Genomic DNA, 14,305 nt, shown 5'->3' with positions numbered 1-14,305 from the left:
ACTGGGCGCCCCCGCCTGCGGGGGCCGTAAAAAAGGCTTCTGCCGGGCATTCTATCGAACCCCGGCAGAGGACAGGGCGCGCCGCGTCGCGGCGCACCCGCGGCCAGCGTCACGCGCTCTTGCGATTGAGCGCGCGGTAGCCGATGTCGCGGCGATACTGCATGCCTTCGAAATTGATCTGGTTGATCGCGTCGTACGCATGCTGCTGCGCTTCGCGCACCGAATCGGCGAGGCCGACCACGCACAGCACGCGGCCGCCCGACGTGACGAGCTTGTCGCCGTCGGCGAGCGTGGTGCCCGCATGGAACGTCACGGCCTGCTCGGTTTCGGCCGGGATCCCGTTGATGCGGTCGCCCTTGCGCGGCGCGTCCGGGTAGCCGTGCGCGGCCAGCACGACGCCGAGCGCGGTGCGGCGGTCCCAGTCGAGCTCGACCGTGTCGAGCGTGCCCGCGATCGCCTGCTCGACGACCTTCGAGAAATCGCTCTTCAGGCGCGCCATGATCGGCTGCGTCTCCGGGTCGCCCATCCGGCAGTTGAATTCCAGCGTGCGCGGATTGCCGTCCTTGTCGATCATCAGGCCCGCATACAGGAAGCCGGTGAAGCGGATGCCGTCCTTCTCCATCCCGCGCACGGTCGGCATGATGATCTCGCGCATCACGCGCGCGTGCATCTGCGGCGTGACGATCGGCGCGGGCGAATACGCGCCCATGCCGCCGGTGTTCGGGCCGCGATCCTCGTCGAGCAGGCGCTTGTGGTCCTGGCTCGAGGCGAGCGCGAGCGCGTGCTTGCCGTCGACCATCACGATGAAGCTGGCTTCCTCGCCGTCGAGGAATTCCTCGATCACGACGCGTGCGCCGGCATCGCCGAGCTTGTTGTCCGACAGCATCATGTCGACGGCCGCGTGCGCTTCTTCCAGCGTCATCGCGACGACCACGCCCTTGCCGGCCGCGAGGCCGTCGGCCTTCACGACGATCGGCGCGCCCTTCGCGTCGATGTACGCGTGCGCGGCGGCCGTGTCGGAGAAGGTTTCGTAGTCGGCGGTCGGGATGCCGTGGCGCTTCATGAACGCCTTCGCGAAATCCTTCGAGCTTTCGAGCTGCGCGGCTTCGCGGGTCGGCCCGAAGATCTTCAGGCCGCGCGCGCGGAACAGGTTGACGATGCCGGCCGCAAGCGGCGCTTCCGGCCCGACCAGCGTGAACGCGACGCTTTCGCGTTCCGCGAAATCGGCGAGTTCGTCGAGCGACGTGATATCGACGTTCTTCAGACGCTCGTCCTGCGCCGTGCCGCCATTGCCGGGCGCGACGTAGACCATCTGGACGCGCGGCGCTTGCGCGAGCTTCCACGCCAGCGCATGTTCGCGGCCGCCGGAACCGACGACGAGTAGTTTCATGGGATTCCCCGCAGACTAGAAAACAGGGCGGCCGGCACGCTCAGGCGCGCCGGCCGCGGAATCGGTCGGGCCGCCGCCATCGCGAGCGAGCGGCGGCCGGCATCTCATTCCTCGACGATGACGGCGTTCGTATACACCTCCTGCACGTCGTCGAGGTTTTCGATCGCGTCCAGGAGCTTCTGCATCTTTACCGCGTCGTCGCCGGTGAATTCGACTTCGTTCTGCGGCTTCATCGTCACTTCGGCGAGCTCGGCCTTGAAGCCGGCCGCTTCGAGCGCGTCCTTCACTGCCGAGAAGGCTTGCCAGTCGCACAGCACTTCGATCGAGCCGTCGTCGTTCGTGCTGACGTCGTCCGCGCCGGCTTCGAGCGCCGCTTCCATCAGCGCGTCTTCCGACGTGCCGGGCGCGAACAGGAACTGGCCGACGTGATCGAACATGAACGCGACCGAGCCGTCGGTGCCCATGTTGCCGCCGAACTTCGAGAACGCGTGGCGGACTTCCGCGACGGTGCGCGTGCGGTTGTCGGTCAGCGTGTCGACGATGATCGCCGCGCCGCCGATGCCGTAGCCTTCGTAGCGGATTTCCTCGTAGTTCGCGCCGTCCGCGCCGCCGACGCCGCGATCGATCGCGCGCTTGACGTTGTCCTTCGGCATGTTCGCGTCGGCCGCCTTGTCGACCGCCAGACGCAGGCGCGGGTTCGAGTTGACGTCGCCGCCGCCGAGACGGGCCGCGACCTGGATTTCCTTGATCAGGCGGGTCCAGACCTTGCCGCGCTTCGCGTCGGCCGCTGCCTTCTTATGCTTGATGTTGGCCCATTTCGAGTGACCAGCCATACCTTTCTCCGTGCCCGGGCGCGCTCGCGCGGGCGATTGTGCCAATGTGTCGTTGAATCGGCGGCCGTTGTGGCGGGCGTGATGCCGCGGGGCCGCGCGTGTCGAGTGGATCGTGATTTTATCACGCGGCGACCGCCGCTTCGGGGCCGCCGCGCATGGGCCGAACGGCCGGGGCGGGGCGCCGCACCGTGCGCGGCGCGGCTGCCGGCGCGGCCGGCGTCAGTTCTTGGTGCCGAACAGGCGGTCGCCCGCGTCGCCGAGGCCCGGCACGATGTATGCATGCTCGTTCAGGTGCGAATCGAGCGATGCGACGAACAGCTTCACGTCCGGGTGCGCGTCCTGGAACACCTGCACGCCCTCGGGCGCGGCGACCAGCGCGACGAACATGATGTTCGCGGCCGGCACGTTGCGGCGCTTGAGCACGTCGACCGCATGCACGGCCGAGTAGCCGGTCGCGACCATCGGGTCGCACAGGATGAAGATCCGGTCCTCGAGGTCGGGCAGGCGCACCAGGTATTCGACCGGGCGATGATCCTCCGCGCGGTACACGCCGATATGGCCGACGCGGGCCGACGGCACCAGGTCGAGCAGGCCGTCCGACATCCCGATGCCCGCGCGCAGCACCGGCACGATCGCCAGTTTCTTGCCCGCGATCACGGGCGCGTCGATCGCGACCAGCGGGGTTTCGACCCGCTTGGTCGTGATCGGCAGGTTGCGGGTGATCTCGTAGCCCATCAGCAGCGTGATTTCGCGCAGCAGCTCGCGGAACGTGCGGGTCGACGTGTCCTTGTCGCGCATGTGCGTGAGCTTGTGCTGGATCAGCGGGTGATCGGTGATGAAGAGATTCGGGAAGCGGCTGTCCTGTTTCATGACGGGGGCGCCTTGGCGGCAAAAGAGGATCGGGGGCGGCGGCGGGCGCAAGGCCCGCGGCGCGCTGATGGCCGCAATTTTACCAAGGCGCGCCGCACGATCCGGATAATATCGACGTCTCATTACCCACCGCGCGTCGCGTACGACCGTTCGCCCGACGCGCGTCGCCACAGAGGAATCGACGATGGATCTCGGCATCGAAGGAAAGACCGCGCTCGTGTGCGCGGCGAGCAAGGGGCTCGGGCGCGGCTGCGCGGAAGCGCTGGCCGCCGAAGGCGTGAACCTCGTGATCGTCGCGCGCACGCGCGACACGCTCGAGGAAACCGCGGAGGAGATCCGCGCGGCGTCGAACGTGTCGATCGCCGCGGTCGCCTGCGACATCACGACGCCCGACGGCCGTGCGGCCGCGCTCGCGGCGTGCCCGCAGCCCGACATTCTCGTGACGAATGCGGGCGGCCCGCCGCCGGGCGACTTCCGCGACTTCTCGCACGACGACTGGATCCGCGCGCTCGAGGCGAACATGCTGACGCCGATCGAGCTGATCCGCGCGACCGTCGACGGCATGATCGCGCGCCGCTTCGGCCGGATCGTCAACATCACGAGCTCGGCGGTCAAGGCGCCGATCGACGTGCTCGCGCTGTCGAACGGCGCGCGCTCCGGGCTGACCGGCTTCGTCGCCGGGCTGGCGCGCAAGGTCGCGCCGCATGGCGTGACGATCAACAACCTGCTGCCGGGGCTGTTCGACACCGACCGCATCGCGACCACGCTGTCCGCGTCGGCGAAAGCGCAGGGCGTGACGGTCGACGAGATGCGCGCGCGGCGCGCGAAGGAGATTCCGGCCGGGCGGCTGGGCCGGCGCGACGAGTTCGGCGCGGCCTGCGCGTTCCTGTGCAGCGCGCACGCGGGCTATATCACCGGGCAGAACTGGCTGCTCGACGGCGGCGCGTATCCGGGCACGTTCTGACGCGCCGCGCCACCCCGACCATAACAACCGAACCACGAAGGATCTGGAGATGAGCAACACTCGTATCGCACTGATTGCGCACGACGCGAAGAAGGACGAGATCGTCGCGCTCGCGGGTGAATATCGCGACACGCTCGCGCAATGCCGGCTGGTCGGCACGGGCACGACGGGCGGGCGCATCGCGGCCGCGCACGGGCTCGAGGTCGAGCGCAAGCTGTCGGGGCCGCTCGGCGGCGACCTGCAGATCGGTGCGGAACTGGCCGAAGGCCGCGTCGACATCGTCGTGTTCCTGCGCGACCCGATGACCGCGCAGCCGCATGATCCCGACATCACCGCGCTGGTGCGCGCATGCGACGTGCACAACGTGCCGGTGGCGACCAACGTCGCGACCGCGCGGATGCTGCTCGACGACCTGGCGCGGAAGATGCGGGACTAGGGCCTCGACGAACGCAGGCACGCCGCACGCTTGCCCCGTCGATTGCCCCTGTTGCCGTCAGGGCCATGCATGGCGCGCCGCGACGCGCGAGAATCGAGCGTCGCGGCGCGCCGGCCCGTCGGACTTCGGATCCGGCGGCTTGCCGGCCGGTGCGTCGGCGATCCGAATATGACCTGACCGATTGAGAACGAGGAGCGAAACGATGCCGAAAGCAATCCGATACGACCAGCCGGGCGGCCCAGATGTCATGAAATGGGTCGATGTCGAGGTCGGCGCGCCGAACGCGGGCGAAGTCCGGATCCGCCAGCATGCGGTCGGGCTCAACTACATCGACGTGTATTTCCGCACCGGCCTCTATCCGCAGCCGCTGCCCGGCGGTCTCGGGATGGAGGCGGCCGGCGAGGTCACGGCCGTCGGCGATGGCGTGAGCGCGCTGAAGGTCGGCGACCGCGTCGCGTATGTCGCGCAGCCGCCGGGCGCATATGCGCAGGAACGCGTGCTGTCGGCCGAGCGCGTCGTGAAGCTGCCTGACGGCATCGGCTACGACGACGCGGCGTCGGTGATGCTGCAGGGCCTGACCGCGCATTACCTGCTGCGCCGCACGTACCCGGTGAAGGCCGGCGACACGATCGTGATCCATGCGGCGGCCGGCGGCGTCGGCCTGCTGGTGTGCCAGTGGGCGAAGGCGCTCGGCGCGACCGTGATCGGTACGGTCGGTTCCGACGAGAAGGCCGAGCTCGCGAAGGCGCACGGCTGCGATCATCCGGTCGTCTATACGCGCGAGAACTTCACGCAGCGCGTGAAGGACCTCACGAACGGCGCCGGCGTGCCGGTCGTCTACGATTCGATCGGCAAGGACACCTACATCGGCTCGCTCGACAGCCTTGCGCCGCTCGGCTATTTCGTCAGCTTCGGCAACGCGTCGGGCCCGCTGCCGCCGATCGACTCGAAGGAATTCTCGTCGCGCGGCTCGCTGTTCTTCACGCGGCCGACGCTGTTCTCGTACATCGCGAAGCGTGCCGATCTCGAAGCGGCCGCCACCGAGCTGTTCGACGTGATCCAGTCGGGCAAGGTGAAGACCAGCATCAACCAGCGCTATCCGCTCGCGGAAGTCGGCCGCGCGCACGCCGATCTCGAGTCGCGCAAGACGACCGGATCGACGCTCCTCGTTCCCTGATCCGACGCGGCGCGCCGGCATGCCGCCGGCGCCAGCCTTCCTTTCGCCTCCCGGACGGCGCAGCCGCGCCGTCCGACGCGCACCCGCCTGCCGCCGTCCGTTTACACGCTTTTTATACCCGCCCGATCACCTTTGACCCGCCCTTTACGCGCGTTCCCATAAGGTTCTAGTCGTCCGATTTCGACGACGGAGAACACAAAAATGGATGGGGTTTTCATCGGCGCACTGGTGCTCTTCACCGCGCTGATCCTCGGTTTGATCGCCGGTTGCGACAAGCTCGCGCAATACGGCCGCGGGGGGCGAGCATGACCTGGATGCTATGGCTGGCGGGCACTTCGACCGCCCTGTTGTTCGCGTATCTCGTCTATGCGCTGCTGCGCGCGGAGGACATCGAATGAACGCGAACAACCTGTTTCAGGCGCTGCTGTTCATCGTCATGCTGCTGGCCGCGGCCGTGCCGGTTGCGCGCTACCTGTCGGCCGTGATGGACGGCAGCTCGCGCGTCGTGCGCGTGTTCGGGCCGCTCGAACGCGTGCTGTACCGCATCGCCGGCGTCGATGCCGGCACCGAGATGAACTGGAAGCAGTATGCGATCGCGACGATCGCGTTCAACGCGCTCGGCGCGCTGTTCCTCTATGCGCTGCTGCGCGTGCAGGGCCTGCTGCCGGGCAACCCGCAGCAGTTCGGCGCGATGACGGTCGACGGCGCGTTCAACACGGCCGTCAGCTTCGTCACCAACACGAACTGGCAGGACTACACGCCCGAGCAGACGGTCAGCTACTTGACGCAGATGCTCGGCCTGACCGTGCAGAACTTCCTGTCGGCGGCGACCGGCATCGTCGTCGTGATCGCGCTGATCCGCGGCTTCGCGCGCCACACCGCGCAGACGATCGGCAACTTCTGGGTCGACCTGACGCGCGTGACGCTCTACGTGCTGGTGCCGATGGCGGCGATCGTTGCCGCGCTGCTGATGAGCCAGGGCGTGATCCAGAACCTGAAGGCGTACCAGGACGTGCCGGTGCTGCAGGCGAGCACCTATGCGGCACCGAAGCTCGACGCGCAGGGCAACCCGCTCAAGGACGACAAGGGCAATGCGGTGACGGTGCCCACGCCGCTCACGAAGCAGACGCTCGCGATGGGCCCGGTCGCGTCGCAGGAAGCGATCAAGATGCTCGGCACCAACGGCGGCGGCTTCTTCAACGCGAACTCCGCGCATCCGTACGAGAACCCGACGCCGTTCGCGAACTTCCTGCAGATCTTCTCGATCCTGATCATCCCGGCCGCGCTGTGTCTCGTGTTCGGCCGCATGATCGGCGACCGCCGCCAGGGCATCGCGGTGCTCGCGGCGATGACGGTCGCGTTCGCGGTCGCGATCGGCGTCGAGCTGAGCGCCGAGCAGGCCGGCAATCCGACGCTCGCTGCACTGCACGTCGACCAGTCGACGAGCGCGCTGCAGCCGGGCGGCAACATGGAAGGCAAGGAAACGCGCTTCGGCATCGCGCAGACCGGCATCTTCACGGTCGCGACCACGGCCGCGTCGTGCGGCGCGGTCGACACGATGCACGATTCGCTGACGCCGCTCGGCGGCCTCGTGCCGATGCTGCTGATGCAGCTCGGCGAGGTGGTGTACGGCGGGGTCGGCTCGGGACTCTACGGGATGCTCGTGTTCGCGCTGCTCGCGGTGTTCGTCGCGGGGCTGATGATCGGCCGCACGCCCGAATACGTCGGCAAGAAGATCGAGTCGTACGAGATGAAGATGGTGTCGATCGTCGTGTTGCTCACGCCGCTGCTGGTGCTGCTCGGCACGTCGATCGCCGTGCTCGCCGACGCAGGCAGGGCCGGCATCGCGAACCCGGGCCCGCACGGCTTCTCGGAAATCCTCTACGCGTTCAGCTCGGCCGCGAACAACAACGGCAGCGCGTTTGCGGGCCTGACGGTCGGCACGCCGTTCTACAACTGGATGACCGCGATCGCGATGTGGTTCGGCCGCTTCGGCACGATCGTGCCGGTGCTGGCGATCGCCGGCTCGCTCGCGGCGAAGAAGCGCATCGCGGTGACGAGCGGCACGCTGCCGACGCACGGCCCGCTGTTCGTCGTGCTGCTGCTCGGCACGGTGCTGCTGGTCGGCGCGCTGACCTACGTGCCGGCGCTCGCGCTCGGCCCGGGCGTCGAGCATCTGATGATGTGGCTGGGCGCATGACGCGCGGCCGAAACGACAAGGCATCGAAGAGATCGCAATGACTCAACATTCCGCTACCCGCTCCATGTTCGACCCGGCGCTCGTGCGCCCGGCGATCGTGGAGTCGTTCAAGAAACTCACGCCGCGCACGCAGTTCCGCAATCCGGTGATGTTCTGCGTGTACGTCGGCAGCATTTTGACGACGGTGCTGTGGATCGCCGCGCTCACGGGGCAGGCCGAGGCGCCGGCCGGCTTCATCCTCGCAATCGCGCTGTGGCTGTGGTTCACGGTGCTGTTCGCGAACTTCGCGGAGGCGCTCGCCGAAGGGCGCTCGAAGGCGCAGGCCGCGTCGCTGCGCAGCGCGAAGAAGGACGTGATGGCGAAGAAGCTCAACGAGCCGCATCCGAAGTCGCCGATCCGCATCACGACCGCGTCCGACCTGCGCCGCGGCGACGTCGTGCTGGTCGAGGCCGGCGACGTGATTCCGGCCGACGGCGAGGTCGTCGACGGCGTCGCGTCGGTCGACGAATCGGCGATCACCGGCGAATCCGCGCCGGTGATCCGCGAGTCGGGCGGCGACTTCTCGTCGGTGACGGGCGGCACGCGCGTGCTGTCCGACTGGATCGTCGTGCAGGTCACCGCGAATCCCGGCGAGGCGTTCCTCGACCGGATGATCGCGATGGTCGAGGGCGCGAAGCGCAAGAAGACGCCGAACGAAGTCGCGCTGACGATCCTGCTCGTCGCGCTGACGATCGTGATGCTGCTCGCGACGGCGACGCTGCTGCCGTTCTCGATGTTCTCGGTCGACGCGATGAAGGCCGGCCACGTGGTGACGATCACCGCGCTGGTCGCGCTGCTCGTGTGCCTGATTCCGACGACGATCGGCGGCCTGCTGTCTGCGATCGGCGTGGCCGGGATGAGCCGGATGATGCAGGCGAACGTGATCGCGACGTCGGGCCGCGCGGTCGAGGCAGCGGGCGACGTCGACGTGCTGCTGCTCGACAAGACCGGCACGATCACGCTCGGCAATCGCCAGGCGTCGCTGTTCGTGCCGGCGCCCGGCGTGACGGAGGAGGCGCTCGCCGATGCCGCGCAGCTGTCGTCGCTCGCCGACGAGACGCCGGAAGGCCGCAGCATCGTCGTGCTCGCGAAGGAGCGCTTCAACATCCGCCAGCGCGACATGGCGCAGCTGCATGCGACCTTCCTCGGCTTCTCCGCGCAGACGCGCATGAGCGGCGTCGACCTGCCCGGCCGCGAGATCCGCAAGGGCGCGGCCGACGCGATCAAGCGCTATGTCGAGACGCACGGCAGCCGCTTTCCCGACGAAGTGCGGCGCGCGGTCGACGACGTCGCGCGCCGCGGCAGCACGCCGCTCGTCGTGGCCGACCTGCAGCAGGGCGCGGCGCGCGTGCTCGGCGTGATCGAGCTGAAGGACATCGTGAAGGGCGGCATCAAGGAGCGCTTCGCGGAACTGCGCAAGATGGGCATCAAGACCGTGATGGTGACGGGCGACAACCGGCTGACGGCCGCGGCGATCGCGGCGGAGGCGGGCGTCGACGACTTCCTCGCGGAAGCGACGCCGGAAACCAAGCTCGCGACGATCCGCGAGCATCAGGCGGCCGGGCGCCTCGTCGCGATGACGGGCGACGGCACCAACGACGCGCCGGCGCTCGCGCAGGCCGACGTCGCGGTCGCGATGAACACCGGCACGCAGGCCGCGAAGGAAGCCGGCAACATGGTCGACCTCGACTCGAATCCGACCAAGCTGATCGAGATCGTCGAGATCGGCAAGCAGATGCTGATGACGCGCGGCTCGCTGACGACGTTCTCGATCGCGAACGACATCGCGAAGTATTTCGCGATCATCCCGGCCGCGTTCGTGACCACCTATCCGCAGCTGAAGGTGCTCGACATCATGCATCTGAGCTCGCCGGCGTCGGCGATCCTGTCGGCCGTGATCTTCAACGCGCTGATCATCGTCGCGCTGATTCCGCTCGCGCTGAAGGGCGTCACCTACCGGCCGCTCGGCGCCGCGTCGCTGCTGCGCCGCAACCTGCTGGTGTACGGCCTCGGCGGCGTGCTGCTGCCGTTCCCGTTCATCAAGCTGATCGACATGACGCTCGCCGCGCTCGGCTGGGCCTGATGCGCCACTCGAAGGAACCATCATGAAATCGTTGATTCGTCCGCTCGTCGTGATCTTCGCCGTACTGACCGCCGTCACGGGGCTCGCGTATCCGGCGGTGCTGACCGCGTTCGGCCAGGCCGTGTTCCCGTCGCAGGCGAACGGCAGCCTGATCGAGCGCAACGGCCAGGTCGTCGGCTCCGCGCTGATCGGCCAGCAGTTCGACGCGCCGAAGTACTTCTGGGGGCGCCTGTCGGCCACCTCGCCGATGCCGTACAACGCGACCGGCTCCGGCGGCTCGAACCTCGGCCCGCTGAACCCGTCGCTCGCCGAGCAGGTGAAGGCGCGCCTCGCCGCGCTGCGGGACGCGGGCACCGACCTGTCGCAGCCGGTGCCGGTCGACCTCGTGACGGCGTCGGCCAGCGGCCTCGATCCGGAGATCACGCCGGCCGCCGCCGCCTACCAGGTCGAGCGCGTCGCGAAGGCGCGCAAGCTGGCGCCCGACGCGGTCGCGCGGCTCGTCGCCGCGAACACGACGGGGCGCCAGTTCGGCGTGCTCGGCGAACCGCGCGTGAACGTGCTGAAGCTGAACCTCGCACTCGACGCGGCGCAGGCCGCGCACTGAGCGCGCGGCGCGGCACACGCCGTCCGGTGCGGCCCGCGCCGCGCCGGGCGCGGGTTTTTCGACGGCGCGCGCGCCGTCTTTGCCTTTTGTGGCGATTTGGATCGACAATGCTCTCACTTGCGCGCCCCCGGGCGCTCCGCCTTCCGCCAGCATGAACCGCCCCGATCCCGACCAACTGCTCGACAAGCTGCAACGCGACGAGGAAAAGCAGCGGCGCGGCCAGCTCAAGATCTTCTTCGGCGCATCGGCCGGCGTCGGCAAGACCTATGCGATGCTGCAGGCCGCGCGCCAGCGCCGGCAGGACGGCGTCGACGTCGTGGTCGGCATCGTCGAGACGCACGGCCGCGGCGAAACCGCCGCGCTGCTCGACGGCCTCGACGTGCTGCCGCTCGCGCGCATCGACTATCGCGGCCGCACGCTCGCCGAATTCGATCTCGACGCCGCGCTTGCGCGCGCGCCGCAGCTGATCCTCGTCGACGAGCTCGCGCATTCGAACGTGCAGGGCGCGCGGCACCTGAAGCGCTGGCAGGACGTGTACGAGCTGCTCGACGCGGGCATCGACGTCTATACGACCGTCAACGTCCAGCATCTCGAAAGCCTGAACGACGTGGTCGGCGCGATCACCGGCATCCGCGTCTGGGAGACCGTGCCCGACCGCGTGTTCGACGCGGCCGACGAGGTCACGCTGGTCGACCTGCCGGCCGAGGAACTGCTCGCGCGGATGCGCGACGGCAAGGTCTATCTCGCGCAGCAGGCCGAGCGCGCGGTGCGCAACTTCTTCCGCAAGGGCAACCTGATCGCGCTGCGCGAACTCGCGCTGCGACGCACCGCCGATCGCGTCGACGCGCAGATGCGCGAATACCGCGCGGATCGCTCGATCCAGCGCATCTGGCAGGCGCGCGAGCGCCTGCTGGTCTGCGTCGGGCCGGGCCCCGAGGCGCCGACGCTGGTGCGCGCGGCCGCGCGGCTGGCGGCGAGCCTGAAGGCCGACTGGATCGCCGTCTATGTCGAGACGCCGCGCCTGCAGCGGCTGCCCGATGCGCAGCGGCAGCGCACGCTCGACGCGCTGAAGCTCGCGGCCGAACTCGGCGCGGAGACGGCCACGCTCGCCGGCGGCGATGCGGTCGCCGCGCTGATCGGCTATGCGAAGGTCCGCAACGTGTCGAAGCTCGTCGCGGGCGGCTCGCAGAAGACCGGCCTCGCGCGCTGGTTCGCACGCCCGTTCGGCGACAAGCTCGCCGAGCGCGCCGGCGACGTCGACCTGATGCTGATCCGCGCGTCGGCGAGCGACGAGGTGCGCGCGGCGCCGCTCGATGCGCGCGCGCGCGACTGGCGCGACGCGTTCGCGCGGCTCGGCGGACATCGTTCGCCGCCGCGCCACTACGCGTACGCGGCCGCGATCTGCGCGGCGATCACGGTGGTCGCGAGCTTCGTGGCCGAGCGGCTCGACCTGACCAATCTCGTGATGCTGTACCTGCTCGGCGTCGTGTTCTCGGCCGTGCGGCTCGGACGCGGCCCGGGCGTGCTGCAGTCGTTCCTGTCGGTGGCGGCGTTCGATTTCTTCTTCGTGCCGCCGCGCATGTCGCTGTCGGTCAGCGACACGCAGTACCTGCTGACCTTCTTCGGGATGCTGCTGACGTCGCTCGTGATCAGCCACCTGACGTCGAGCCTGACCCGCGCGGCCGACATTGCGCAGCGCCGCGAACGCCGCACCGGCGCGATCTACGCGATGGCGCGCGAGCTGGGCGCGGCGCTGACGACCGAGCAGATCGTCGAGATCGGCAGCCGCCACGTGGGCGAGGTGTTCCGCGCGCGCGTCGCGATCCTGCTGCCCGACAGCGCGGACCAGGTGCAGCAGAAGATCGAGGATCCCGACGCGGCCGTCACGTTGACCGGCGCCGAGCTCGACAGCGACGTCGGCCAGTGGGTGTACGACCAGCAGAAGCCGGCCGGCCGCGGCACCGACACGCTGCCCGCGACGGCCGCGCTGTACCTGCCGCTGAAGGCGCCGATGCGCACGCGCGGCGTGCTCGCGGTCGCGTCGAAAGAGCCGCGCGAGCTCGAAGTGCCCGAGCAGCAGCGGATGCTCGATGCGTTCGCCGCGCAGATCGCGCTCGCGCTCGAACGCGTGCACTACGTCGAGATCGCGCGCGACGCGCTCGTCAGCATGGAATCCGAGCGGCTGCGCAACTCGCTGCTGTCGGCGATCTCGCACGACCTGCGCACGCCGCTCACGACGATCGTCGGCTTCTCGTCGATGCTCGCGAACGGTCGCGCGGCCGCAGCGGGCGGCGACGCGGCCGCAGCCGGGCGCCTCGCGCAGCGCGAGGGCGAGCTCGTCGACGCGATCCACGACGAGGCGCTGCGCATGACCGGCATCGTCACGAACCTGCTCGACATGGCGCGGCTGCAGGCCGGCAGCCTGCAGCTCAAGCGCCAGTGGTCGCTGCTCGAGGAAACCGTCGGCGCGGCGCTCGCCGCCTGCAAGCGCGTGCTCGCGCGCCATCCGGCGCGCGTCGCGCTGCCGCCCGACCTGCCGCTGCTGCAGATGGACGCGGTGCTGATGGAGCGCCTGTTCACCAACCTGTTCGAGAACGCGGCGAAGTACACGCCGCCCGACACACCGATCGAGATCGGCGCGGAGCGCGTGACCGACGACGGCGAGCCCGAAGGACGACCGTTCGTGCGCGTGCATGTCGACGACTACGGCCCCGGCCTGCCGCCCGGCATGGAAACGCGGATCTTCGACAAGTTCACGCGCGGCGAGAAGGAATCGGCGACGCCCGGCATCGGGCTCGGCCTCGCGATCTGCCGCGCGATCGTCGAGGCGCACGGCGGTAGAATCGGCGCGCTCAACCGCACCGCGCCCGACGGCCGCGTGAGCGGCGCGCGCTTCTGGTTCACGCTGCCGGTCGACACGCCGCCGGACACGCCCGCCGCGCCCGACGACGAACCCGACGCGCTGCCCGCGCCATCCTCATCCGAATCATCGCCAGACCATGAGTGAACCGAGCCTGACCGTCGTCCTGATCGAGGACGAAAAGCAGATCCGCCGTTTCGTGCGCGCCGCGCTCGAAGAGGAGGACATCGCCGTGTTCGAGGCCGAGACGGGCAAGCAGGGGCTGATCGACGCGGCGACGCGCAAGCCCGATCTCGTGATCGTCGATCTCGGCCTGCCCGACACCGACGGGCTCGACGTGATCCGCGAACTGCGCGGCTGGTCCGAGGTGCCGGTGATCGTGCTGTCCGCGCGCACGCAGGAAGAGGAGAAGGTCGCCGCGCTCGATGCCGGCGCGGACGACTACCTGACCAAGCCGTTCGGCGTATCCGAGCTGCGCGCGCGGATCCGGGCGCAGCTGCGCCGGCGCAACCAGGGCGGCGCGAACGAATCGCCGAAGGTGAGCTTCGGCACCGTCAGCGTCGACCTCGCGTTGCGCCAGGTCTGGCGCGACGGCGAGATCGTGCACCTGACGCCGCTCGAATACCGGCTGCTCGCGACGCTCGTGCGCCACGCCGGGCGCGTGCTGACGCACCGCCAGCTGCTGCGCGACGTGTGGGGGCCGTCGCATGTCGAAAGCCATCACTACCTGCGCATCTACATGGCCCACTTGCGCCAGAAGCTCGAGCGCGATCCTGCGCAGCCGGAGCATATCGTCACCGAGACGGGCGTCGGCTACCGGCTCGTCGGCGCTGCATGACGTGCGGCGGT

The 14,305-nt window shown here is 69.3% G+C and carries 12 protein-coding genes; 9 read left to right on the top strand and 3 right to left on the bottom strand.

Annotation, left to right across the window (positions count from 1 at the left end):
• Positions 1 to 109: 109 nt before the first annotated feature.
• From purD to upp, 3 genes are all read right to left on the bottom strand, one after another.
• Entirely contained in the window at positions 110 to 1,390 is a 1,281-nt protein-coding gene (gene purD / locus WS57_RS30340; protein WP_069245246.1) for a phosphoribosylamine--glycine ligase, read from the bottom strand.
• A 104-nt stretch (positions 1,391 to 1,494) separates the two neighbouring features.
• A complete protein-coding gene (locus WS57_RS30335; protein WP_009691791.1) occupies positions 1,495 to 2,223 on the bottom strand; it encodes a YebC/PmpR family DNA-binding transcriptional regulator in 729 nt (242 codons plus the stop codon).
• Between the two features lie 219 nt (positions 2,224 to 2,442).
• On the bottom strand, positions 2,443 to 3,093 hold the full coding sequence (gene upp / locus WS57_RS30330; protein ID WP_009689258.1) for a uracil phosphoribosyltransferase: 651 nt from the start codon (positions 3,091 to 3,093) through the stop codon (positions 2,443 to 2,445).
• Positions 3,094 to 3,277: 184 nt separating this feature from the next.
• Here upp and WS57_RS30325 point away from each other — a divergent pair, with 184 nt between their 5' ends.
• The 9 genes from WS57_RS30325 (at position 3,278) to kdpE (ending at position 14,294) form a co-directional block, all read left to right on the top strand.
• Positions 3,278 to 4,057, top strand: coding sequence for an SDR family oxidoreductase (locus tag WS57_RS30325; RefSeq protein ID WP_009689257.1), 780 nt, complete (start codon positions 3,278 to 3,280; stop codon positions 4,055 to 4,057).
• Between the two features lie 49 nt (positions 4,058 to 4,106).
• On the top strand, positions 4,107 to 4,493 hold the full coding sequence (locus WS57_RS30320) for a methylglyoxal synthase (RefSeq protein WP_059519545.1): 387 nt from the start codon (positions 4,107 to 4,109) through the stop codon (positions 4,491 to 4,493).
• 202 nt (positions 4,494 to 4,695) lie between these two features.
• On the top strand, positions 4,696 to 5,670 hold the full coding sequence (locus WS57_RS30315) for a quinone oxidoreductase family protein (RefSeq protein ID WP_069245245.1): 975 nt from the start codon (positions 4,696 to 4,698) through the stop codon (positions 5,668 to 5,670).
• A gap of 305 nt (positions 5,671 to 5,975) precedes the next feature.
• Entirely contained in the window at positions 5,976 to 6,068 is a 93-nt protein-coding gene (kdpF, locus tag WS57_RS30310) for a K(+)-transporting ATPase subunit F (RefSeq protein WP_009689253.1), read from the top strand.
• Positions 6,065 to 7,870 (top strand): potassium-transporting ATPase subunit KdpA, encoded by a 1,806-nt coding sequence (gene kdpA, locus WS57_RS30305; protein WP_069245244.1) that lies wholly within the window; start codon positions 6,065 to 6,067, stop codon positions 7,868 to 7,870. The genes kdpF and kdpA overlap by 4 nt, the downstream gene beginning before the upstream one ends.
• A gap of 37 nt (positions 7,871 to 7,907) precedes the next feature.
• Positions 7,908 to 9,992, top strand: coding sequence for a potassium-transporting ATPase subunit KdpB (gene kdpB / locus WS57_RS30300; protein WP_059479128.1), 2,085 nt, complete (start codon positions 7,908 to 7,910; stop codon positions 9,990 to 9,992).
• Between the two features lie 22 nt (positions 9,993 to 10,014).
• Entirely contained in the window at positions 10,015 to 10,596 is a 582-nt protein-coding gene (kdpC, locus tag WS57_RS30295; protein WP_059601336.1) for a potassium-transporting ATPase subunit KdpC, read from the top strand.
• A gap of 151 nt (positions 10,597 to 10,747) precedes the next feature.
• A complete protein-coding gene (locus WS57_RS30290) occupies positions 10,748 to 13,603 on the top strand; it encodes a DUF4118 domain-containing protein (protein WP_069245243.1) in 2,856 nt (951 codons plus the stop codon).
• On the top strand, positions 13,596 to 14,294 hold the full coding sequence (gene kdpE, locus WS57_RS30285) for a two-component system response regulator KdpE (RefSeq protein WP_040127870.1): 699 nt from the start codon (positions 13,596 to 13,598) through the stop codon (positions 14,292 to 14,294). Before WS57_RS30290 ends, kdpE begins: the two co-directional genes overlap by 8 nt.
• The last annotated feature ends 11 nt before the right edge of the window (positions 14,295 to 14,305 follow it).

The organism is Burkholderia pseudomultivorans, assembly GCF_001718415.1.
GTDB lineage: Bacteria > Pseudomonadota > Gammaproteobacteria > Burkholderiales > Burkholderiaceae > Burkholderia > Burkholderia pseudomultivorans_A.
Note: the sequence above shows the minus strand (reverse complement) of the source record. Positions and strands in the feature narration are given on the sequence as shown.